Source organism: Arthrobacter sp. RIT-PI-e (genome assembly GCF_001187915.1).
Taxonomy (GTDB): domain Bacteria; phylum Actinomycetota; class Actinomycetes; order Actinomycetales; family Micrococcaceae; genus Arthrobacter_D.
In genome coordinates this window covers 1-22944 of record NZ_LGIU01000056.1, presented here as the reverse complement: position 1 = coordinate 22944, position 22944 = coordinate 1, and the positions used below count along the sequence as shown (strand labels likewise).

The following is a 22944-nucleotide window of genomic DNA, read 5'->3' as shown; positions in this document are numbered from 1 at the left end:
CGGCGAAAGGCCCGCCCCGGGACGGGACGGGCCTTCCACGGAGGACGTGGGGATCCGGGTCTCAGCGGTTCGTCGCCGCGAACCCCCGGCGGAAGTCCTCGGTGAGGTCCTCGCCGAGGTCGTCGCCGAACTCCCTGGAGAGTTCCTGGGGGACGGTGTCCGGTACGGAGACGCCTTCTGCTTCTGCGAGGCGGTCGCTGACTTCCCGCAGCATCGAGGAGAGTGGTACCTCGAGTGCACTGCAGATCGATGAGAGGAGTTCAGAGGATGCTTCCTTCTGACCACGCTCCACCTCGCTGAGGTATCCGAGGGAGACCCTCGCACTGTGCGACACCTCTCGCAGGGTTCGGCCCTGGCGCTGGCGCACGTCCCGCAGGACGTCACCGATCTCATGGCGGAGAACCACCATCTTGCGCTCCTTGGGCTTGCGCTGTGCATCATCCGCCAACCCCACATCGCGCCAACGGACGACGCCGTTCACGGATACGGGCTGCTTTACCATCTGTATCGCCTTGCTCCCTCATGAGTGCGGCAGGACATCGACGATGCGCTGCGGAAATGGTGACCTGCCCGGTTGTTCGAGCCCGATCCGCCAACCCTACCAACGGCCGGCTTTGTTTATAACTACCCTTCGGACCTGTTTGTTCCCCGCGTGAGCTCCTCGAGCACCTCGGCGAGCACCGCATCGCGGGAAGCGGCCCGGACCGCCTCCCGGTCCCCGGCGAAGCGGTGCTCGGTGGTCAGGGTGCGTCGGGCGGTGGAAACGGCCGTGAACACCGTGCCCACGGGCTTTCCCTCGTGGGCCGACGGGCCGGCGACGCCGGTGGTCGCGAGACCGACGTCGGCGCCCAGGGCCGTCCGGGCACCCTCTGCCATGGCTGCGGCGACCCGCGGATCGACCGCTCCCGCGCCGGCGAGCAGTGCCGCGTCCACGCCCAGCAGATTCTGCTTGACCGATCGCTGGTAGGCGACTATGCCGCCCTGGAGCACGGAGGAGGCTCCGGGGACGTCCGCCAGGGCGGCGGCGACCAGGCCCGCGGTCAGGGACTCCGCCGTGGCGATCGTGACGCCGTCGGCCGCCGCACGGGCGATCACCTCCGTCGCGAGGTCCGTCACGCGCGGGACCTCGCACGCAGCCGGATTGCCTGCACCACGTAGTCCGCCCCGGTGACCAGGGTGATCACGACGGCGGCACCCATCACCGCGGCGCCGACGAGCCAGGCCCACGTGCCGAGCGCCTCGAGCGGGAGGAGGAACAGGAAGATCGCCAGGGTCTGGACCACGGTCTTCAGCTTGCCGCCGCGCGAGGCCGGCATGACCCCGTAGCGGATCACCGCGAAGCGCAGCAGCGTGATGCCGAGCTCCCGGACGAGGATGACGACGGTGACCCACCACCACAGCTCACCGAGCACCGACAGCAGTACGAGGGCGGAGCCGATGAGCAGCTTGTCTGCGATCGGGTCGGCGATCTTGCCGAAGTCGGTGATGAGTCCCCGGCTGCGTGCGAGATCGCCGTCGAGCTTGTCCGTGTAGATGGCCACCACGAAGGTGAGGATCGCCAGCCAGCGGAAGAGCCCGCCGCGGGCGTCGTCCAGGAGCAGGAACCAGACGAAGAACGGCACGAGCAGGATGCGGACCACCGTCAGGACGTTGGCGATGTTCAGGACGGGCACGGCCGGGCTCGGGGAGGTACTCACGGTGTCAGGCTACCTGCCGGTGAGGTTCCAGGCGTCGTCGCCGTCGTCGTCCTCGGACCCGTCCGTACCGTCGTGGTGGTCCACGGCCTGCGGACGTGCGGCGAGGTCCTCCGCGACGAGATCCACCGGCTCCTGCGCCCGCCCGGTGCGTGCGGGCTGTTCGTCCCCGCGCATGGCCGCGAGCACGGGGGCAAGATCGTCCGGCTTCACCAGTACGTCGCGGGCCTTCGACCCCTCGGAGGGGCCGACCACCCCGCGGGACTCGAGCAGGTCCATGAGCCGGCCGGCCTTCGCGAAGCCCACCCGCAGTTTGCGCTGGAGCATCGAGGTGGAGCCGAACTGCGTGGTCACCACGAGCTCGGTGGCCTGGAGCAGCACGTCGAGATCGTCCCCGATGTCGTCGTCGATCTGCTTCTTCGGCGCGTCCACGGCGACGTCCTCGCGGTACACCGCACCCAGCTGCGCCTTGACGTGCTCCACCACGCGGTGGATCTCGGACTCGGTCACCCAGGCACCCTGGACGCGCATCGGCTTGGAGGCGCCCATGGGCAGGAACAGGGCATCGCCCTGCCCGATCAGCTTCTCGGCGCCGGGCTGGTCCAGGACCACGCGGGAGTCCGTGACCGACGACGTCGCGAACGCCATGCGGGAGGGGACGTTGGCCTTGATGAGGCCGGTGACGACGTCGACCGAGGGCCGCTGCGTGGCGAGGACCAGGTGGATCCCTGCGGCACGTGCGAGCTGGGTGATGCGGACGATCGAGTCCTCGACGTCGCGCGGTGCCACCATCATGAGATCGGCGAGCTCGTCCACGATCACGAGCAGGTAGGGGTAGGGCCGCACGATCCGCTTGGAACCCTCGGGCGGCACCACCTTGCCGTTCCGCACGGCCTTGTTGAAGTCGTCGATGTGCTTGAAGCCGTAGTTCGCGAGGTCGTCGTACCGCGTGTCCATCTCGCGCACCACCCACTGGAGGGCCTCGGCGGCCTTCTTGGGGTTCGTGATGATGGGCGTGATGAGGTGCGGGACCCCCTCGTAGGCGGTGAGCTCCACGCGCTTGGGATCCACCATGACCATGCGGACCTCGTCCGGGGTGGAGCGCATGAGGATGGAGGTGATCATGGAGTTCACGAAGGAGGACTTGCCGGCACCCGTGGCACCCGCGACGAGCAGGTGCGGCATCTTGGCGAGGTTCGCGACCACGAAGCCGCCCTCCACGTCCTTGCCCACCCCCATCACCATCGGGTGATCGGTCTTCCGGGCGTTGCCCGAGCGCAGCACGTCGCCGAGGGAGACCGTCTCGCGGTCCGTGTTGGGGATCTCGATCCCGATGGCGGACTTGCCCGGGATGGGTGAGAGGATCCGGACGTCGGAGCTCGCCACGGCGTAGGAGATGTTCTTGGACAGCGCCGTGACCCGCTCCACCTTGGTACCGGGGGCCAGTTCGATCTCGTAGCGCGTGACGGTGGGGCCCCGCGAGAAACCGGTGACCTTCGCATCCACATTGAACTGGTCCAGGGTGTGGGTGAGCGCGGCGACGACGGCGTCGTTGGCCTCGGACCGCTCCTTGGGCGGGGTGCCCGCGGGCAGGTAGTCCGCCGACGGCAGGGTGTAGGCGACGTCACCGGCGAGCTGCAGCTGCTCCGTGCGCTGCGGGATCGGCGGCAGCACGGGCACGGGCGCGGGCGCCGCGATCGGCGGCGGGGCCGCCGGTACGACGTCGATGGCCTCCGTGGCACCCTCGGGTACCCGCTCCGGCGCATCCCCGACCCCGTGCGAGCCGGTTCCGGGCCTCCGGGGACGCCCGGGCTGCTCGGCGGCGGGTTCCTGCCCGGTCGGCTCGGTCCGACGGCGTACGCCCGGCGGAACGGCGGGGGCCGGGGCACCGGCCTCGCGGGCCCGGCGCTCCTCGTCCTCGATCAGTGCGCGCTCGAACGCCTCGTCGCCCACGTACCCGTCCTCGGACGCGTGCTGCTCGGCGTCGTCGGGCACCTCGTCCTTCGCCCTGCCGAACCGCCGCCGGCGGCGATTCGGTGCGGACGCGGCGGCCGTGGGGCCGTGCGGCTCGTCCAGGTAGCTCTGGTCGTGCTCGTCCTCGTCGTGCCGCTGCGCGGACCCCGGGTCCTGTCCCATCAGGTGCTCGTAGAGTGCCCGCATCCTCGAGGGGACGGAGCGGACCGGGGTGGCCGTCACGATCAGCAGACCGAGGACCACGAGCAGGGCGAGCAGCAGACCCGTCGGCCACGCGGTCAGGACGCTGCCGAGCGGCCCGGCCACGAGGAATCCCACCACGCCGCCGGCCTCCCACAGGGCGTCGAGCCCGTCCGCCAGCACGGGCCGACCGCCCACGAGGTGCGCGATGCCCGATCCGGCGAACAGGATGACCAGCTGCCCGATCGCGATGCGGTTGTTGGACCGGTGCCGTTCCGGGTGACGGAAGAGGCGGACAGCCCCGATGGCGAGCATGAACGGCACCAGGGGCGCCATCCACCCGAACGTGCCGCCCGCCGCGGCGTGGACGATGGCCGCGGGGACGCCCGTCAGCGCCCACCACTCGACCGCGGCGACGGCCAGGGCCACCAGCAGGAGGAAGAGACCGGAGCCGTCACGGCGCTCCTCGCGTTCCGGGTCGACGCCGTGCCCGAAGGTCCGCACCCCCGGCCCCACGAGCTTCGCGACGCCCATCCAGACCCCCCGCACGGCGCGCAGCGGCAGGGCCGGCCGGTCCGTGGACTCCGGTGCCGGCTCGGCCGGGCGTGATGCGGCCGAGGCCCGTCCCGAGGTCTTCGCCGGAGCTCTCGTCGAGGCCTTCGTGGGGGCGGGTCCGGTGGCCGCCGAGGAGCCCTTGGCGCGGGTCTTCTGCCGGCCCGCAGGGGCAGGGGTCGTTCGAGTGGCCATGATCCTCACGGTACCCGACCCGGCCCCCGGTCCGCCGTACCCGGCCGGCTCAGGCCTCGATGACGAGGGGGATGATCATGGGGCGCCGGCGGTGACGGCGGTTCACCCAGGCACCGATGACGCGGCGCACCACCTGCTGCAGCTGGTGCGCGGTGTGGTCGCTGTTGTTCCGCACCGCCTCCTCGAGGGCCTCGGCGATGCGGGGCCTGATCTCGTCGAACACGGAGTCGTCCTCCGCGAAGCCCCGGGCACTGATGTCCGGACCCGAGACGATCTTCCCCGTGGTCCGGTTCACCACCGTGATGATGGAGATGAAGCCCTCCTCGCCGAGGGTCCTGCGGTCCTTGAGGTCGGCGTCCGTGATCTTGCCGACGCTCGAGCCGTCCACGTACACGTACCCGCACTCGATCGATCCGACCACGCGGGCCCGGCCGGCCACCAGGTCCACCACGGAGCCGTCCTCGGTGAGCAGGATGCTCGACGCCGGCACGCCGGTCTGCCGGGCGAGCCCGGCGTTGGCCATCAGGTGCCGTGTCTCGCCGTGCACCGGCATGACGTTCCGCGGACGGAGGATGTTGTAGCAGTAGAGCAGCTCCCCCGCGGCGGCGTGCCCGGAGACGTGCACCTTCGCGTTGCCCTTGTGGATCACGTCCGCGCCGAGCTTCAGGAGCCCGTTGATCACGCGGTACACGGCGTTCTCGTTACCGGGGATGAGCGAGGAGGCGAGGATCACGGTGTCGCCCTTGCCGACGCGGACGCGGTGATCGTTGTTGGCCATGCGCGAGAGCGCCGCCATCGGCTCGCCCTGGGAACCGGTGGACATGAGCACCACGCGGTCGTCCGGGAGGTCGTCGACGTTCTTGATGTCCACGAGGATGCCGTCCGGCACCTTCAGGTAGCCGAGCTTCGCCGCGATGGCCATGTTGCGCACCATGGACCGTCCCACGAAGCACACGAGGCGGTCGTGCGCGGAGGCGGCGTCGAGCACCTGCTGCACCCGGTGCACGTGCGAGGAGAAGGACGCCACGATGATGCGCTTGCGCACCCGGCCGAAGAGATCCTCCAGCACCGGGCCGATCTCCCGCTCGGAGGTGGTGAAGCCCGGGACGTCGGCGTTGGTGGAATCCACCATGAACAGGTCCACGCCCTCCTCGCCCAACCGGGAGAACGCGCGCAGGTCCGTGATGCGCCCGTCGAGCGGCAACTGGTCCATCTTGAAGTCGCCCGTGTGCAGGACGGTGCCGGCCCGCGTGCGGATGAACACGGCGAGGGCATCGGGGATGGAGTGGTTCACGGCCACGAACTCGCACTCGAACGGGCCGAGCCGTTCGATCTGCCCCTCGGCGACGGTCAGCGTGTACGGGCGGATACGGTGCTCCTGTAGCTTCGCCTCCACCAGGGCCAGGGTGAACTGGGAGCCGATGAGGGGGATGTCCGCCTTCAGGCGCAGCAGGTACGGGACGGCGCCGATGTGGTCCTCGTGCCCGTGGGTCAGGACCAGGCCCACGACGTCGTCGAGCCGGTCCTCGATGGAGGAGAAGTCCGGCAGGATCAGGTCCACCCCGGGTTGCGTCTCCTCGGGGAACAGGACACCGCAGTCCACGATGAGGAGCTTGCCGTCGATCTCGAAGACGGCCATGTTGCGGCCGATCTCGCCGAGTCCGCCGAGCGGGATCACCCGGAGCGTGCCGGGCTCCAGGGCCGGAGGGAGAACCCGGGGTCCCGGGCCCACCCCGGCCGCCTCACTCATGCTCGGGCGCCCCGGCCGCCGTCGAGGGCGGGGAGCACGCTGCCGGCGTCTGCCAGGTCCGCGAGGACCGGCGCGAGTTCCTGCTCGTCCGGTTCCACGAGCGGCAGGCGCACGGTGGGACTGGGCAGCACGCCCTGGAGGTGCAGCACCTGCTTGGCCGAGACGGCGCCCTGGAGGTGCGTCATGAGCGCCCTGACCACCGGGTCGAGCTGGAAGTGGATCCGCCGCGCCTCCTCGAGGTTCCCGGCCGCGGCGGCGTCCACCAGGGCCCGGAACGCCTTCGTGGCCACGTGCACGCTGACGCTGACCACCCCGACGGCGCCCGCGGCCATCCACGGCAGCGTCAGGCCGTCGTCGCCCGAGTAGACGTCGAGGTCGGTGGCCGCGAGGACCCGGGTGACGGCGGCGAAGTCGGCCTTCGCGTCCTTGAGGGCCAGGATCCGCGGGTGCTCCGCGAGGCGCAGCATCGTGTCGGTGGCGATGGGGATGCCGGCCCGTCCGGGGATGTCGTAGACCATGATGGGCAACTCCGTGGCCGCCGCGACCGCCTCGAAGTGCGCCACCACCCCGGCCTGGGACGGCTTGTTGTAGTACGGCGTCACGACGAGCTGCGCGTGGGCCCCGGCCCGCTCCGCACGCCGGGCCATCTCCACCGAGTGCGAGGTGTGGTTGGTCCCGGTACCGGCGATCACGCGCGCCCGGTCGCCCACGGTCTCGGCGACCACCCGGAAGAGGTCCTCCTTCTCCGAGTCCTCGAGCGTCGAGGTCTCCCCCGTGGTGCCCGAGACCACCAGGCCGTCGCAGCCGTCGTCCACGAGCTTGGTGGCGAGGTGCGCGGTGGCCTCAAGGTCCACGGCGCCGTCGGGCGTGAACGGGGTGACCAGGGCGGCCACGAGGGTGCCGAACGGGAGGGAGCGTGAGGGGGTGTCGATCATGCAGGAAACGTTACCCGGTCCGCACCCTGCGGCGGGGGGCGGGACGTGCTGTGCGACCATGTTCGCATGCAGATGACGTACGCCCCGCGACGGTTGACCGGGATCGACGCCGCCCGGGGCGTCGCGCTCTTCGGCATGATGAGCACGCACGTCCTGCCCCTGTACGCCCCGGGGACGGTGGAGGCCACCTGGACGGCCCTGCTGTTCTCGGGCCGGGCGTCCGGGCTCTTCGCCGTGGTGGCCGGGATAGGCCTGGCCCTGCTTACCGGGGGGAGCTCCCCGCACCGTGACCGTACGCTCTCCGCCGACCGCACCGGCATCGTGGTCCGGGCCCTGGTGATCGCGCTGATCGGGCTGGTGCTCGGGGGGCTGGAGACGAGCATCGCGATCATCCTCGTCCACTACGCCGTGCTGTTCCTGGTGGCGCTGCCCTTCACCGGTCTGCGTCTGCGGAGCCTCGCGGTGTGGGCCGCCGGCTGGGTGCTGGTGGCACCGGTGGTGGCCCACCTCGTCCGCCCCGTGGTGATGGAGACCCTGGACCAGCCCGTGCTCGGGCAGAACCCGGTCTTCGAGCACTTCCTCGTGCCGCAGACCCTGGCGGCGGATCTCCTCGTCACGGGGTACTACCCGGTGCTGCAGTGGCTCGGCTTCATCCTGGTGGGCATGGTGATCGGCCGGCTGGATCTCTCCCGCCCCGGTGTGCACCTGATGCTGCTGTGCGCCGGGGTGCTGGCCGCCGCCGGCGCCAAGCTCGTCAGCGCCCAGCTCCTCGGCCCCGGGGGCGGGCTGGCGGCCCTGCTGGCGACACCCGAGGCACGGCTCTATCCGCTCGAGGCCATGCTCGACGTCGGGGTGACCGGACTCGACCGGTCCGGGTCCTGGTGGTGGCTCGCCGTCTCCGCACCCCACTCGGGAACCAGCCTGGACCTGATCCACGTGGCCGGCTCCGCGGCAGCCGTGGTCGCGGTCTGCCTGCTGCTGACGCACTGGCTGCCCCAGGCGCTCCTGCCGCTCTCCGCGCCCGGGGCCATGACGTTGACCCTCTACAGCCTGCACGTGTGCGTCATGAGCTGGGCGGACCAGCTCGAGCCGCTGCCGGATCCCACCGGGCTCTTCTGGCTGCAGGTGGTGGTCGCCGTGGCGGTCGGGGTGCTCTTCCGGCGCCTGGGCTCGCGCGGTCCCCTGGAGCTGCTCACCTCGGGTGCGGCGAACGCGGCACGGCAGGGCCGGGTGGACGCCGGTCGTTGACGTCCCCGACGACGGCCGTCGTCGGCGCAGCAGGGACGGCGTCGTGGGAGGGCGTCCCCGTAGGAACGGGGCCGGGCCTCCTACGCGCCGGAGGACCCGGCGTACAGCTTCCCGGCGGCGCGCATCGCCCGCCGCGCGCGCTTGCGGGCACCCGCGGCGGCGGCGGCGCAGGAGCGCCTGAACCAGCGGCGCCAGTTCTCCGGATCGGCCTCCGCCTCCGCCCGGTAGGCGGGGAAGGCCTCGTCGGCGGCGGAGCGCACGATCCGCCCGGCGGGGGTCCGCGGGAGGTCGTCCACCGGCAGACCGCCCTCCGCCTCGAGCTGTCGTGCCATGCGCTCGGTGCGGGCACCGAAGAGGAGCTCGCGGATCATGGCCCAGGCACCGACGCCGGGCAGCAGCAGATAGGCCGCGCCGATGGCCTTCGCCACGGGATCGGGGTCACCGAGGAGGAGGACGCTGCGCTGGAGTGCGACGACGAGCCAGAAGACCAGGAGCACTGTGACGAGGGCCACGCCGATCTTGACGCGCTGGCGGGAGAGGAACGCGAGGGCGCCCATCAGCTCGGGGCTCCGCCGAGCCAGAGGGCGAGGGAGCCGTCCAGACCCACGGTCAGCCCCGGGTGCTGCGCCACGGACCGGATCCCGAGGAGCACCCCGGGCATGAAGGACTCGCGGGGGAAGGAGTCGTGCCGGATGGTCAGCTGCCCCCCCCCCCCGCCGAGCAGCCCCTCCTGGTGGGCCGTGAGGCCGCGCGGGCGCCCCGAGTGCACGGGGACGCCGTCCACGGGGGCACCGCGGGCGCCGTCGAGCTGGTCGTGCGTCGCGTCGGGTGCGGCGGGCAGCCCGGCGGCCGCGCGGGCCGCCGCCGCGAGCTGCGCGGTGCGGACGGCGCTCCCCGACGGGGCGTCCACCTTGTCCGGGGGGGGCGGCTCCACGATCTCCGCGGACTCGAAGTAGCGCGCCGCGGCTGCGGCGAAGGCCGTGGCGAGCACGGATCCGAGCGCGAAGTTGGGGGCGATCAGCACCCCCGTGGCCGGGGTGCGCCGCAGCTGGTCCCCTAGCGCCGTCAGGCGTTCCGTCGTCCAGCCCGTGGTACCCACCACGGCGTGCATCCCGTGCTCCACCGCGAAGGCGACGTTGTCCGCGGTGGCGTCGGGGACGGTGAGATCCGCCACCACGCGGGCGCCCGGGGACACCAGCCGCTCCAGCGGGTCGGGGCTGCCGAGGGCGGCGACGAGTTCGAGGTCGGGGGCCTCCTCGACGGCGCGCACGGCCTCGGTGCCCATCCGGCCGCGGGCGCCGAGCACGGCGACGGGCAGTAGTTCGGTCATGCGGCCCAGCCTACTGTTCCGCTCCGGCGCCGACCCACTCCACGGTGCCGTCCGTGAAGAACTGCTCCTTCCAGATGGGCACGCGCTCCTTCACCCGGTCCACGAGATCGGCGCACGCCTCGAACGCCTCACCGCGATGCGCGGCCCCCACGGCGGCGACGAGCGCCTGGTCCCCGATGGCGAGCGGTCCCACGCGGTGGGCCACCCAGATGCGGACGCCGTCGTGCTGCGCCGCGATCTCCTCGGCCACCTCCCGGATGATCCGCCCCGCACTCGGGTGCCCCGAGTAGGTCAGGGACGTGACACCCTTGCCGCCGTCGTGGTCCCGCACCACACCGCTGAAGCCGACGACGGCACCGCAGTGGGGCGAATCGACCCCGGCGTACGCCTCCTCGGGGGAGATGGGGGTGTCAGCGACGGCCGCGTGGACCACGTCACCGGTGGTCATGGGAACCCTCCAGCTGGGAGCAGATGTGATCGATCAGGGGCTCGAGGACGGCGAGGCCGTCCTGCACGCCCCCGGGTGAGCCCGGGAGGTTGAGCACGAACGTGGAGCCCGCCGTACCGGCCAGCCCGCGACTGAGGGCTGCCGTGGGGACCGTGGCCAGCGAGGCGCCGCGGATGGCCTCCATGATGCCCGGCAGCTGCCGGGTGAGGTGGGGGGCGGTCTGCTCGGGGGTCGCGTCGTCGGGGCTCAGCCCGGTCCCCCCGCTGGTGATGAGCACCGCGGGGCGCGCCTCGAGCGCCGCACCGATGGCGGCTCCCACGGCCTCGCCGTCCGGTACCACCACGGCGTCGGCCACGGCGAACCCGTGGGCGTAGAGCCAGGCCGCGATGGCCGGCCCGCACTCGTCCTGGTAGGTGCCGGCGGCCGCGCGGGTGGAGGCGATCACGACGGCGGCGGTGCGGAGGTGCGTCACAGTGCCCAGTCCCCGCTCTTGCCGCCGGACTTGGAGAGCACGCGCGTACCGGTGATCACCGCGTGCTTGTCCACCGCCTTGATCATGTCGTAGAGGGTCAGGGCCGCCACGGAGGCGGCCGTGAGGGCCTCCATCTCCACGCCGGTGAGCGCCGTGGTCCGCACGAGGGTGCTGACGCGGATGCTGCCGCCGTCGGGCTCGAAGTCCACGGTGACCTTGGACAGCGGCAGCGGGTGGCAGAGCGGGATCAGGGTCGAGGTCTGCTTCGCCGCCATGATCCCGGCCACACGGGCCACCGCGAGGGCGTCGCCCTTCGGGAGGCCGCCGTCGGTGACCAGGGCCACGACGTCGGCGGTGGTCTCGAGGGTCGCCTCCGCGACGGCCTGCCGTACGGTGGGCCGCTTCTCGGAGACGTCGACCATGTGGGCCGTGCCGTCGGCCCGGACATGGGTCAGGGACGGGTGGTGTTCAGTGCTCACGGTGCATCCTTCCTGGGGATCCCATTCAACCAGCCCGGATCACCCGATCGTGACCTGCTCGGTGACGAGCACGTCCTCCACGGCGAACGGGTCCGAGGGCACGGGCCCGATCAGGGTCAGGCGCACGCTCTCGCCCGCGGCGCGTGCCGTGACGTCCACGGGCAGGTGGACGAGGCAGTTGGAGGTCGCCAGGGCGTGCAGCAGGTGCGAATCGGGGCCACCCACCAGCATGACGCTGCCGTCACGGTAGAGCCCACGGCGCACCTGGTGCTTGCCCTCGGGGCTCCGGACGTCCTCCACGAGTACCGCGTCGAGCTCCAACCGCGGCGCCGGGGCGCCGGTCAGGCGGTGCAGGGCCGGGCGGAGGAACATCTCGAAGGAGACCAGCGCACTGACCGGGTTGCCGGGGAACCCGAGGAAGGGGATGCCGGACAACGTGCCGTGCGCCTGGGGGCCACCCGGTTGCATGGCCACGGAGGAGAACTCCACGCTGCTCCCGACGAGCGCCTGCTTCACCACCTCGTAGGCTCCCTGGCTGATCCCGCCGGTGCTGAGCACCAGGTGGGTGCTGCCGGCGGGGGCGGCGGCCAGTGCCCCGCGGAGCACGGCGGGGTCGTCGCCGAGCAGCCGGTGCCGCGTGACGTGGGCCCCGGCCTCCAGCAGGGCGGCCTCGAGCAGGGTGCTGTTCGCGTCGTAGATGGTGCCGGGGGCGAGGTCCGTGCCCGGCTCGGCCACCTCGTCACCGGTGGAGAGCAGCAGGACACGGAAGCGCTCGCGTACGGGGACCTCGCCCACACCGCAGGCGGCGAGCAGACCCAGCTGAGCCGGTCCGAGCTGGGTCCCGGCCCGCACGGCCACGTCGCCGGCGGCGATGTCGCTCCCGGCCCTCCGTACGAACCGTCCGCTCCCGATCCCGTGCGGCAGGTCCACGCTCGGTGTCCCGCTCGCGTGCTGGGCCCCGGTGTAGAACTGCGCGGGGTCCGCCTCCTCGATCGGCACGACGGCGGCGGCACCCTCCGGCAGCATGGCGCCTGTCATGATCGGGGCGGCCGTGCCGGGAGCCAGGGGTGGGGGTACCGAGCCGGCCGGGATGGCCTCGGCGACCGTCAGGGCGGAGGGCGCCCCGAGATCGTCGGCATGCACGGCGTAGCCGTCCATCTGCGAGTTGTCGAAGGGCGGGAGGCTCACGGGTGCCCGGACGTCCTCGGTCAGGGTGCGGCCGAGTGCCTCGGTGAGCGGGAGCACCACCGGGCGTGCGGCGTCGTAGCCACTGCTCCACCTCAGCAGCCCGGCCACGGCGGCCCGGTGCTCGGCGACGGTTCTTCTCATGACGTGCTCGTCCACTCCCCTCCGCTGCGGCACCGGCCGGCGGGGCCGGCGGGGGTTCAGGGCCCCGTGAACGTTACCGGGTGCAGGCCCTCGGCGCCGTCCGGTGCGGGCGCCACCTCGGCGTCCGACTGCACATCACCCGTGCGGTCCGTGGCCCGGACCTGCACGGTGTGGGACCCGGCGTCCAGCCGGAGCCCCACGGAGTACTGGCACCAGGTGTCCGCGGAGATCGCCCGTGCGAGGTCGGCAGGCTGCCAGGCACCGCCGTCCACCCTCACCTCCACGGCCGCGACACCGCGGTGCTGGGCCCAGGCCACTCCTCCGACGGTGACCTCCCCGGCGGGGACCCGCGCCCGGTCGCGGGGGACGTCGATGCGGGAGGAGGTCTTGACCGGCCCGCGCTCGGACCACCCGCGTGTGGACCAGTACGCCTTCTCGTCGGCGAACCGGGTGACCCTGAGCTCGCTCACCCACTTGGTCGCCGAGACGTACCCGTAGAGCCCGGGGACCACGAGCCGCACCGGGAAGCCGTGCTCCACGGGCAGCGGTGCACCGTTCATGCCGACGGCCAGGAGGGCGTCGCGGCCGTCCGTGAGCGCCTCCAGCGGCGTACCGGCGGTGAAGCCGTCCACGCTCCGGGAGAGCACCATGTCCGCTCCCGCCCGCACGCCGGCACGGGCGAGCAGCTCCCGCACCGGCCACCCCAGCCAGCGGGCGTTGCCGGTGAGGTTCCCGCCCACCGTGTTGGAGACGCAGGCGAGGGTGATGTGCCGCTCGATCATCGGTTCCTCGAGCAGCTCCGCGAAGGTGAGCTCGAGCTCACGCTCCACCAGCCCGGTGACGCGCAGGGACCACCGGACCGGGTCCACCACCGGGACCACCAGGGCGGTGTCGATGCGGTAGAAGGAGTCCGCGGGGGTCACCAGATCGCCCATGCCAGGAACCCCGAGGTCGGCGCCGGGTGGCACCACGGAGCCTGCCCTCCCGGGCTGCTCCGACGGCGCGGGCAGGACGATGGCGGAGCGGAGCCGCGCCACCGTGCCCTGGGAGGAACGCACCGCGACGGCGGCCGTGCCGCTCGCGGCCGCCACCACCAGCGCTCCCCCGGCGCCCTGCAGGAACCGGCGCCGCGCGGGGGGAGCGCCGCCGTCGTCGATGTGCACCGTATCCTGCCAGCGGCGCAGCAGCCGCGTCAGGGCGGCGAGGACCACCAGGGCCACCAGGATCGCGACGCCGGGCGCCACCAGGGACATCGTGGAGGACTGCGGGCGTGCCGCGACGGCGAGGGCGCCGAGCAGGCCGAGGACGAAGACCACGAGCCGGCCGCGGAACGGACGCCGGTGCTCGAGCACGCCGACGGCCAGGGAGAGGCCGAGGACGCCGGACGCGATGCAGGCGGGCAGCCCGGCCTTGTCCGCGGTCCCGAACCAGGAGGCGGCCCAGTCCTTGATCCCGGGGGGAACGACGTCGATCCCGGGGGAGCCCACGGGGGTGCCGGGCGTGCCCGGGGGCCCCGGCCCCGCGGCGGCGAGGCCCCCGCCGATCCCCCCGAGCCCCCCCGCCAGTGCGCCGGCGAGCGCAGCCCATGGCCGTGTGCGCATCCGCCTCACCTCTCTCCCCGGCGCAGGTCCGCGCCGTACCGGTACCGTCTGCGTGCACCGCGCCGTCGGTGCGCCGTCGGTGCGCCGTCGGTGATCCGACAACGGCAGCCACCCGCACGTACACGGTCTCCCGGGCCGGATGGTTCCCGGACAGGTCCCGGTGGGTCTGGTGGGCCTGGTGGGTCTGGTGGGTCTGGTGGGCACCGGCCCGGGACACCGCCCGCGCCCGTCTATAGGTTCCTCGCCGGGGACGGAAGGGCTGCCGCCGCCCGTCGTCGAATGGGGACGGACGCGGCCCGAGGCGTAGGATCGTTGCCATGGGAATCCAGTTGGGAATGCCGGGCATCACCCGCGGGGACACGGCCCAGGGTCTTCTGGACACCCACGGCAGGCGGGCCACGGACATGCGGTTGTCCCTCACGGACAAGTGCAACCTCCGCTGCACCTACTGCATGCCGGCGGAGGGTCTGAACTGGCTGCAGAAGGACCAGGTGCTCTCCCGCGAGGAGATCGTCCGCCTGGTACGGATCGGGGTGGACCAGCTCGGCATCCGGGAGCTCCGGCTGACCGGCGGGGAACCCCTGGTGCGGGCCGACCTGATCGAGATCATCCGCGACATCCGCGCGAACCACCCGGAGCTGCCCATCTCCATGACCACCAACGCCCTGGGGCTGGACCGCCGGGCCGCGGCCCTCAAGGACGCAGGCCTGACGCGCATCAACGTGTCCATGGACTCCCTGCACCCCGGTACGTTCGCCCAGCTCACCCGCCGTCCGTTCCTGGACCGGGTGCTGAAGGGGATCGAGGCCGCGTCCGAGGCCGGCCTCGGGCTGGTGAAGATCAACGCCGTGCTCATGCGGGGCATCAACGACCACGAGGCCCCGGACCTGGTCGCGTGGGCGGTGGCGCGGGGCTTCGAGCTCCGGTTCATCGAGCAGATGCCGCTCGACGCGGACCACGGGTGGACCAAGGAGGGCATGATCACGGCCGCGGAGATGCGCGGGCTCGTGGAGACGCGCTTCGTCCTCACCCCCGATCCCCGGAACCGCGACGGTGCTCCCGCCGAACGCTGGGAGGTCCGCGACCCGGGCGCACCCGACGTGGTGCTCGGTACCGTGGGGATCATCGCCTCGGTGACGGAGCCGTTCTGCGCCGACTGCCGCCGCACCCGGGTGACGGCCGAGGGCAAGGTGATGAGCTGCCTCTTCTCCCGCGAGGAGACGGACCTGCGGGACCTGCTGCGCTCGGAGGCCGGGGACGACGACGTCGCACGGCGCTGGAGCGAGGCCATGTGGCTGAAGCCGAAGGCGCACGGCATGGACCACACCGGCCTGGGTGCCGCCGACTTCGTCCAGCCCGACCGATCGATGAGTGCCATCGGTGGCTGAGGTGCTGGTGAGGTACTTCGGTGCGGCCAAGGCCGCCACCGGCGTCGCGGAGGAACGGCTGCCCGCGGGGCGCCCCGTCGCCGTGGTCCTGGACGAGCTGCGGGAGCGCGCCGGTGTCCCGGGGGCGCCGTCGCTGGCGAGGGTGCTCGAGCGCAGCAGCTTCCTGCTCAACGAGGTGGCCCTCCGGGAGCACTCCACCGTGCTGCAGGACCACGACGTGCTGGACGTCCTGCCGCCGTTCGCCGGAGGTTAGGGCGGGCCCTGCCCCGTCCGCGGGGCCGACCTCAGCGCAGACGCAGGTCCGGTGCGTCCAGCGCTTCGGCGCCCCGGACCCCGAGGGCCAGCGCCGGGGTGATGCACCCGCTGCGCCCTCCACCATTGTCGGGTCCCAGCATCGCGGCGGCGACCGCGAGCACGATCCCCGCCGTCGCCGTGTAGCCCGGATGGCCCGTGCCGGAGAGCGTGGCCGAGCCGTTGCCGCCGGTCTCGGCGAATGCCTCCGCACGGACCTCCCACTCCCAGTCGGTCAGCTGGTGGCCGGTGGGTCCGGTACCGGCCGCGGGTGCTCCCCGCCCGATCACGGCGGCCACCGCGCGCCGCAGGGGGCGGGGCGAGCGGGCCACGAGCAGGAGGGCGGACTGCAGGGCGGACCCCAGCGCGGCACCGAGCAGCGCGGACGGGGCGCCCGGCCCCTTCGCGGTCCCGGAGTCGACGCCCTCCCGGAAGCTCGCCGGACGGTGCTCGGTACCGGCCTCCGCGGCGAGCAGCGCCGCCGTGCGGTGCACGGTGGGAGGGTCGAGGAAGGGCACGGGCACCGCGGGCGCGAGGACGCGGTCGGCGTGGAGCCGTGGGCGGACCCGGAGGGGGCTCGTGGCCCGCACCATGGCTGCCGCTCCCGTCGGCGGGAGGAGACACGCCGGGTCCCCGATGCTCCGGGCGTCGGGCACCCCGAGCTGCTCCACGATGCTCGCCACCGTGCCGCCCGACACCGATCCGCCGAGCCCTGTGCGGCCCTCCGGCGTCCGGGTGAACGTGATGCTCACGGTGACGTCGCGGACGGCGCCTCCCGCCCCGGGCCCGTCCGGACGGGGATCCACGTCACCGAGCGCCCTTCTGGACGCAACCAGCGTGGTGACGTCCGCGGGCATCGCCTCCCAGCCGGCCATCTGCACGATCTGGATGCCGGCCGCCCGCGCGGCGGCGTCGAAGCGCCGGTCGACCTCGACCATGAGGGGCAGCTCACCACTGAGATCCACGTAGGACGCCCCCGCGGCGAGACACGCCTCGATCACCTGCTCCGCGGTGTGCGTGTAGGGGCCGGCGAGGTTGACCACGGGCCGCGTGCGCCGTGCCGGGTCCGCGGGGGGGGCGGGGCCCGCCGGGTCGACCGCGACGCCGCCCGCGTCGGGCGCCCCCGCCTCGGCTGCAGCCGTCCGTACCCGGTCCTCGTCCCGGCCGGCCGCGGCCCAGCGCAGCGGTGCGTCCGAGGACCCCTCTCCTGCTGCACCGGGCATCGGGTTCTCCGCGAGGCGCCGGAGGACGCACCGCCCGGTCACCCCGGTGGCACCGAGCACCACGAGATCGAACTCCCGTGCTGCACGGGACGCGTCGGGGATTCCGGAGAAGGAGCTCATGTCCGAAACCCTAGCGGAGCCGACGCGTCCGCGGCGGTGACACCGGCACGCACCCCGTCAGCCGCGGAAGTCGGCCTCCGTGTCGAACGGGCCCACCACCACCGTGGTGCGGGGGGCGGCGGCGAGTTCCTTCGCCAGCGCCTGCACGTCCGCGGCGGTGACGGAGCGGATGCGGTCCAGCGAGGCGTCCACGTCCACGAACTCGCCGGACACGAGCTCCGCGCGGCCGAGCCGTGACATCCGGGAACTGCTGTCCTCCAGCGCCATCACCAGCCCCCCGGAGAGCTGCCTCACGGCCCGGCGCAGTTCGTCGTCGTCGATGCCGTCCGCCGCGAGCCGCTCGAGCTCGGCGGCCAGCAGGTCGATGACCTGGCCGGTCTTCGCCGGCGTGCACCCGGCGTACATGCCGAAGTACCCGGCATCGGCATAGCCGGCGGAGAAGGAGTAGGTGGAGTACACGAGACCGCGCTTCTCCCGGACCTCCTGGAAGAGCCGCGAGGACATCCCGCCGCCCAGCACGGCATTGAGCACGCTCATGGCGAAGCGCCGCTCGTCCATGGCCTTGATCGACGGGCAGCCGATGAGGATGTTCGCCTGCTCCACGGCCCGGCGGATCACGTGGACCCCCGGGGGGCCGGTGGCCTGCGCCGCCGTGGCGGAGCGGCGCGGGGCCGGCAGGGCCCCTGGCCCCAGCTCCCAGCCGGCAGTCTCCAGGGCGTCCTGGACGAGACCGCAGACGACGTCGTGGTCCAGCCCCCCGGCTGCGGTGACCACCAGTTCCGCGGGCGTGTAGAAGCGCCGGTAGTGGGCCAGGACAGAGTCCCGCGGCACGGACAGGATGGCCTCGGGGGTGCCCCCGATCGGCCGTCCGAGCGGATGGTCACCGAGGACCAGTTCCACGAACTTCTCGTGGGCCACGTCCCCGGGGTCGTCGCCGTCCATCGCGATCTCCTCGAGGATCACGTCGCGCTCCTGCTCGAGCTCCTCGGGGTCGAGGACGGCGGAGGTGACCATGTCGGCGATCACGTCGATCGCCATCGGCAGGTCGGAGTCGAGCACGCGGGCGTAGTAGCACGTGTTCTCCTTCGCCGTGGCCGCGTTGGACTCCCCGCCCACCTCGTCGAAGGCGGAGGCGATGTCCATGGCGGTGCGGCGCGTGGTGCCCTTGAACAGCAGGTGCTCCAGGAAGTGGGTGGACCCGTGCTGACCGTCCGCCTCGTCGCGGGAGCCCACGCCCACCCAGAAACCGATCGTGGCGGAGCGCTGGCCCGGCATGGCCTCGGTGAGCACGCGGACGCCACCGGGCAGCACGCTGCGGCGCACCACGTTGCCGCCGGGATCGCCGGCCACGAACGTGGGATCAGGGCGGCCCGCGCCGGCGCGAGGTGTGGGCAGCAGGGGCAGGGATACTGCGGGGTACAAGGACATCCTTGTCTTTCTCCTGGTGTGGGGAAGGCGGACGGCCCCGGCGCGGACCGAGTCGATCGGTGCGCGCCGGGGCCGTCCGGTGCTCGTGGAGAGCGAGCTGTCAGGCCTCGGTGGCCTCGGGCAGCTCGACGCCGTCGTCCTCGGAGGAGTCCTCCGCGACGACGGGCGAGAGGGAGAGCTTTCCGCGGTCGTCGACCTTGGTGATCTCCACCTGGACCTTCTGGCCCACGGAGACGACCTCGTCGACGTTGTCCACGCGCTTACCGCCGGCGAGCTTGCGCAGCTCGGAGATGTGCAGCAGGCCGTCCTTGCCCGGGGTCAGCGAGACGAACGCACCGAAGGTGGTGGTCTTGACGACCGTGCCCAGGTAGCGCTCACCGATCTCGGGGACCTGCGGGTTCGCGATCGCGTTGACGGCGGCGCGGGCGGCTTCCGCCGACTCGCCGTTCGTCGCGCCGATCAGCACCGTGCCGTCGTCCTCGATGGAGATGTCCGCCCCGGTGTCCTCCTGGATCTGGTTGATCATCTTGCCCTTGGGGCCGATGACCTCGCCGATCTTGTCCACGGGGATCTTCACCGAGATGATCCGCGGTGCGAACTCGGAGAGCTCGTCCGGGGTGTCGATCGCGGCCTGCAGCACGCCCAGGATGTGCAGGCGTGCTTCGCGGGCCTGCTTCAGGGCCGCCGCCAGCACGGAGGCGGGGATGCCGTCGAGCTTCGTGTCGAGCTGGATCGCGGTGACGAACTCGGAGGTGCCGGCGACCTTGAAGTCCATGTCACCGAAGGCGTCCTCGGCACCGAGGATGTCGGTCAGTGCCGCGTAGCGCGTCTGACCGTCCACGACGTCGGACACCAGGCCCATGGCGATGCCGGCCACCGGGGCGCGCAGCGGCACGCCGGCGTTCAGCAGGGACAGGGTGGAGGCGCAGACCGAGCCCATCGACGTCGAGCCGTTGGAGCCCAGCGCCTCGGACACCTGGCGGATCGCGTAGGGGAACTCCTCGCGGCTCGGCAGGACGGGCACGAGTGCACGCTCCGCCAGGGCCCCGTGGCCGATCTCGCGGCGCTTCGGCGAACCGACGCGGCCGGTCTCGCCGGTGGAGTAGGGCGGGAAGTTGTAGTTGTGCATGTAGCGCTTGCGTGTGACCGGGGACAGCGAGTCGATCTGCTGCTCCATCTTCAGCATGTTGAGCGTGGTGACACCCATGATCTGGGTCTCGCCGCGCTCGAAGATCGCCGAACCGTGCACGCGCGGCAGCACCTCGACCTCCGCGGTGAGCTTGCGGATGTCGCTGAGGCCACGGCCGTCGATGCGGACCTGCTCGGTGAGGATGCGCTGGCGCACCACGGCCTTGGTGAGCGAGCGGAAGGCTGCGGAGAGCTCCTTCTCGCGACCCTCGAAGGAGCCGGCGAGGGACTCCATGAGCTCGGACTTCAGGGCGTCGGAGGCGCTCTCGCGCTCCTGCTTGTCGGCGATCTGGAAGACCTGCGCGAGCTTGTCGGAGCCGGCGGACTCGACCGCGGCGTAGACGTCGTCCTGGTAGTCGAGGAACACGGGGAACTCGACCGTGGGCTTCGCGGACCGGGCGGCGAGGTCGGCCTGCGCCTCGCACAGTGCGCGGATGAACGGCTTGGCGGCCTCGAGGCCGTCGGCCACGATCTCCTCCGTGGGGGCGGTGGCGCCGTTCTCCTTGATGAGGTTCCAGGAGTTGTCGGTGGCCTCGGCCTCGACCATCATGATCGCGACGTCGTCACCGGCGACGCGCCCGGCGACCACCATGTCGAAGACGGAGTTCTCGAGCTCGGAGTGCTTCGGGAAGGCGATCCACTGGTCCTCGCCGCTGCCGTCGGAGACGAGCGCCACGCGGACACCGCCGATCGGGCCGGAGAAGGGCAGACCGGAGAGCTGGGTGGACATGGACGCGGCGTTGATCGCCACGACGTCGTAGCGGACGTCGGGGTTGATCGCGAGGACCGTGACCACGACCTGGACCTCGTTGCGCAGGCCCTTGACGAAGGCGGGGCGCAGGGGGCGGTCCATCAGGCGGCAGGCGAGGATCGCCTCCGTGGAGGGGCGGCCCTCACGGCGGAAGAACGAGCCCGGGATGCGGCCCGCGGCGTACATGCGCTCCTCGACGTCCACCGTGAGCGGGAAGAAGTCGAAGCCCTCGCGGGGGTGCTTGCCGGCCGTGGTGGCCGAGAGCAGTGCGGTGTCCTCGTCGATGTAGACCATGGCGGACCCTGCGGCCTGCTGGGCGAGACGCCCGGTCTCGAACCGGACCGTGCGGGTTCCGAAGCGACCGTTGTCGATCACTGCTTCGGCGTACTCAATCTCGGGACCCTCCAAGAGAGTCACCTCCGTTTCTCGGGTAGCGGAGGCGATCGGCACCCTGCATGGCCCGCCCCTCCTGGGCGGCCCACAGCATCCGGTCTTCGATCGAGATCCACGGAGACGGGTGCGTCCCGGCTCCGGAGACCACTACCGAGGACCGCGAATGCGCGGTGCCGGTCGACTCCTGTTGTGCGTTGGGTACTTCTCGAACTGTGCTGCTGGTGCTGACGGGCCGGAACCCCCGCACCCGGAGGCCCTGCGGACCCCTAGTGAGAAGGCGGCTTCCTCCCGGTGGGAGGATGCCGCCTTCCGGTGCTTCCTAGCGACGCAGGCCGAGGCGCTCGATGAGCGTACGGTAGCGCGTGATGTCGGTGTCCCGCAGGTAGTCCAGCAGGCGACGGCGGCGACCCACGAGAAGAAGCAGACCACGACGCGTGTGGTGGTCGTGCTTGTGCATCTTCAGGTGCTCGGTCAGGTCGAGGATGCGGCGGGAAAGCATCGCGATCTGCACCTCGGGTGAACCGGTGTCACCTTCGGCCAGGGCGTATTCCTTGATGATTTCCTGCTTGATGGCGGCGTCAAGGGCCACGAGTAACTCCTAGAGTTGTACCGTGATCAGGTGCTGAGCACCGTTTGCACGGCGACACAGAAAAATCCAGCCACCACGGACTGCAGCCGGACCTGGTCCGAGTCTAGCTCGTGGGGCGCTGTTCTGTCGAAGCGGATCCGCCGACGCCGAGCACCGAGCGTGCACGGTCCACGTCGAGCTCCATCTGCTCGATCAGGGCCTCGGGCCCGGTGTAGGTGATCTGTCCGCGGAGGTGCTCCACGAACTCCACCACCACCGACTGCCCGTAGAGGTCGAAGTCCTGCACACGCTCGGGCGGACGGTTGATCACGTGCGCCTCGACCTGCCGGTCCACGCCGTCGAAGGTGGGGTTCGATCCCACCGAGACCGCCGCCGGCCATCTGCTGCCCGCCTGGTCCACGAGCCAGCCCGCGTAGATGCCGTCCGCCGGGATGTACCCCTGGGCGGAGGCCGCGAGGTTGGCCGTGGGATACCCCAGTTCCCTGCCGCGCGCCGCGCCGTGGACCACCTCGCCGCGCATGCGGTGGTGCCGGCCGAGGATCCTCGCGGCGGTGCCGACCTCCCCGGCCTCGAGTGCCTCCCGCACCCAGGTGGAGGAGCAGCGGCGCTCGCCGTCGTCGTCCGTGGCGGCCAGGGGGTAGCTCGCCCCGAAGTCGTCGATCGCGATCACCTCGAAACCGAGCTTCTCCCCCAGCTCCCGCATGGAGTCGAGGTCACCGCTGTTGCCCCGGCCGAACCGGACGTCGTGGCCGATCACCACGGCCCTGGCGTTGAGCGCGTGCACGAACACGCGCTCCACGAACTCCTCGGGGGTGTGGGCCGCCAGCTCGAGTGTGTAGTGCATCATGAGCAGGGCGTCCACGCCCGTCTCGGCCAGCGTCTCCACGCGGTCGTCGAGGCCCATGATCAGCTCGGGCGCGGACCCGGGGCGGTGCACCTGGGCCGGGTGCGGGTCGAAGGAGATGACGACGGCGGCGGCGTCACGCTCCCGCGCGGCCCCGACCACCTGCTCCAGGACCCGCTGGTGACCGCGGTGCACGCCGTCGAAGTTGCCGAGGGTCAGGACGGAGGGCCCGAAATCGTCCGGCACACTGTCCAGATCTCTCCAGTAGAACACGCATCTCCTTCGCGATCCGGGCAGGCCCGGCTGTGGTGGCCGCCGGGGTGGACGGCCTCCCCCATTATGGACGGAAGGGGCGGATCTGCCGGCATCGACGGCGGGCGGCCCGGGTCCGGGCCCTCGGCGCTGCGGGCACCGGCTAGCTGTTGTGGGTCATGACGTTGCTAACGCGCCAGGTGGTGTGAGCGTGCGAAAGGGGTAGGTCCCCGAGCGCAGGATGGAAGTACCTCTACAACCCATCCGCGCGAAGGACCTACCCCTCATGA

21 protein-coding genes are annotated in these 22944 nt (G+C 72.0%); 3 read left to right on the top strand and 18 right to left on the bottom strand.

Features of this window, described 5'->3' with window-relative positions; all coding sequences use genetic code 11:
• Positions 1-61: 61 nt before the first annotated feature.
• From AC792_RS07835 to dapA, 6 genes are all read right to left on the bottom strand, one after another.
• A complete protein-coding gene (locus AC792_RS07835) occupies positions 62-502 on the bottom strand; it encodes a helix-turn-helix domain-containing protein (protein ID WP_049829997.1) in 441 nt (146 codons plus the stop codon).
• A 122-nt stretch (positions 503-624) separates the two neighbouring features.
• Positions 625-1116 (bottom strand): CinA family protein, encoded by a 492-nt coding sequence (locus AC792_RS07830; protein ID WP_049829996.1) that lies wholly within the window; start codon positions 1114-1116, stop codon positions 625-627.
• Complete coding sequence (gene pgsA / locus AC792_RS07825; RefSeq protein ID WP_049829995.1) at positions 1113-1697, bottom strand: CDP-diacylglycerol--glycerol-3-phosphate 3-phosphatidyltransferase; 585 nt, start codon at positions 1695-1697, stop codon at positions 1113-1115. Before pgsA ends, AC792_RS07830 begins: the two co-directional genes overlap by 4 nt.
• A 9-nt stretch (positions 1698-1706) precedes the next feature.
• The gene (locus AC792_RS07820; protein WP_049829994.1) at positions 1707-4595 is read right to left on the bottom strand and encodes an FtsK/SpoIIIE family DNA translocase; all 2889 of its coding nucleotides are present in this window, start codon (positions 4593-4595) and stop codon (positions 1707-1709) included.
• A gap of 49 nt (positions 4596-4644) precedes the next feature.
• The gene (locus AC792_RS07815; RefSeq protein ID WP_049829993.1) at positions 4645-6345 is read right to left on the bottom strand and encodes a ribonuclease J; all 1701 of its coding nucleotides are present in this window, start codon (positions 6343-6345) and stop codon (positions 4645-4647) included.
• Positions 6342-7280, bottom strand: a complete 939-nt coding sequence (dapA, locus tag AC792_RS07810) for a 4-hydroxy-tetrahydrodipicolinate synthase (protein WP_049829992.1) — start codon at positions 7278-7280, stop codon at positions 6342-6344. Before dapA ends, AC792_RS07815 begins: the two co-directional genes overlap by 4 nt.
• A 66-nt stretch (positions 7281-7346) precedes the next feature.
• On the opposite strand from dapA, the gene AC792_RS07805 reads away from it, so the two are divergent.
• Complete coding sequence (locus AC792_RS07805; protein ID WP_049829991.1) at positions 7347-8528, top strand: heparan-alpha-glucosaminide N-acetyltransferase domain-containing protein; 1182 nt, start codon at positions 7347-7349, stop codon at positions 8526-8528.
• Between the two features lie 80 nt (positions 8529-8608).
• On the opposite strand, the gene AC792_RS07800 is transcribed toward AC792_RS07805, so the two are convergent.
• The 7 genes from AC792_RS07800 to AC792_RS07770 are packed head-to-tail and all read right to left on the bottom strand — an operon-like array spanning position 8609 to position 14187.
• Positions 8609-9085 (bottom strand): hypothetical protein, encoded by a 477-nt coding sequence (locus AC792_RS07800; protein WP_049829990.1) that lies wholly within the window; start codon positions 9083-9085, stop codon positions 8609-8611.
• The gene (dapB, locus tag AC792_RS07795) at positions 9085-9858 is read right to left on the bottom strand and encodes a 4-hydroxy-tetrahydrodipicolinate reductase (protein ID WP_049829989.1); all 774 of its coding nucleotides are present in this window, start codon (positions 9856-9858) and stop codon (positions 9085-9087) included. Before dapB ends, AC792_RS07800 begins: the two co-directional genes overlap by 1 nt.
• Positions 9859-9868: 10 nt before the next feature.
• Entirely contained in the window at positions 9869-10306 is a 438-nt protein-coding gene (locus AC792_RS07790) for a molybdenum cofactor biosynthesis protein MoaE (protein ID WP_049829988.1), read from the bottom strand.
• The gene (locus AC792_RS07785) at positions 10293-10778 is read right to left on the bottom strand and encodes a MogA/MoaB family molybdenum cofactor biosynthesis protein (protein WP_049829987.1); all 486 of its coding nucleotides are present in this window, start codon (positions 10776-10778) and stop codon (positions 10293-10295) included. The genes AC792_RS07790 and AC792_RS07785 overlap by 14 nt, the downstream gene beginning before the upstream one ends.
• Positions 10775-11257 (bottom strand): cyclic pyranopterin monophosphate synthase MoaC, encoded by a 483-nt coding sequence (gene moaC, locus AC792_RS07780; RefSeq protein ID WP_049829986.1) that lies wholly within the window; start codon positions 11255-11257, stop codon positions 10775-10777. Before moaC ends, AC792_RS07785 begins: the two co-directional genes overlap by 4 nt.
• A gap of 39 nt (positions 11258-11296) precedes the next feature.
• Entirely contained in the window at positions 11297-12586 is a 1290-nt protein-coding gene (locus AC792_RS07775; RefSeq protein ID WP_082177574.1) for a molybdopterin molybdotransferase MoeA, read from the bottom strand.
• Positions 12587-12642: 56 nt separating this feature from the next.
• Entirely contained in the window at positions 12643-14187 is a 1545-nt protein-coding gene (locus tag AC792_RS07770) for a molybdopterin-dependent oxidoreductase (RefSeq protein ID WP_049829985.1), read from the bottom strand.
• A 317-nt stretch (positions 14188-14504) separates the two neighbouring features.
• Between AC792_RS07770 and moaA the strand changes: the two genes are divergently transcribed.
• Positions 14505-15575, top strand: coding sequence for a GTP 3',8-cyclase MoaA (gene moaA, locus AC792_RS07765; RefSeq protein WP_049829984.1), 1071 nt, complete (start codon positions 14505-14507; stop codon positions 15573-15575).
• Position 15576: 1 nt separating this feature from the next.
• Positions 15577-15828, top strand: a complete 252-nt coding sequence (locus AC792_RS07760; RefSeq protein ID WP_049830011.1) for a MoaD/ThiS family protein — start codon at positions 15577-15579, stop codon at positions 15826-15828.
• Between the two features lie 31 nt (positions 15829-15859).
• Here the strand turns inward: AC792_RS07760 and AC792_RS07755 are convergent, their stop codons facing one another.
• The 5 genes from AC792_RS07755 to AC792_RS07735 all read right to left on the bottom strand — a co-directional run bounded on the left by AC792_RS07755 (position 15860) and on the right by AC792_RS07735 (position 22675).
• The gene (locus AC792_RS07755; protein ID WP_049829983.1) at positions 15860-17209 is read right to left on the bottom strand and encodes a saccharopine dehydrogenase NADP-binding domain-containing protein; all 1350 of its coding nucleotides are present in this window, start codon (positions 17207-17209) and stop codon (positions 15860-15862) included.
• 57 nt (positions 17210-17266) lie between these two features.
• Entirely contained in the window at positions 17267-18604 is a 1338-nt protein-coding gene (locus AC792_RS07750; RefSeq protein WP_442853609.1) for a M16 family metallopeptidase, read from the bottom strand.
• A 133-nt stretch (positions 18605-18737) separates the two neighbouring features.
• Positions 18738-20984 (bottom strand): polyribonucleotide nucleotidyltransferase, encoded by a 2247-nt coding sequence (locus tag AC792_RS07745; RefSeq protein WP_049829982.1) that lies wholly within the window; start codon positions 20982-20984, stop codon positions 18738-18740.
• Positions 20985-21288: 304 nt separating this feature from the next.
• Entirely contained in the window at positions 21289-21558 is a 270-nt protein-coding gene (gene rpsO, locus AC792_RS07740; protein WP_049829981.1) for a 30S ribosomal protein S15, read from the bottom strand.
• A gap of 103 nt (positions 21559-21661) precedes the next feature.
• The gene (locus tag AC792_RS07735) at positions 21662-22675 is read right to left on the bottom strand and encodes a bifunctional riboflavin kinase/FAD synthetase (RefSeq protein ID WP_049829980.1); all 1014 of its coding nucleotides are present in this window, start codon (positions 22673-22675) and stop codon (positions 21662-21664) included.
• Positions 22676-22944 lie beyond the last annotated feature (269 nt).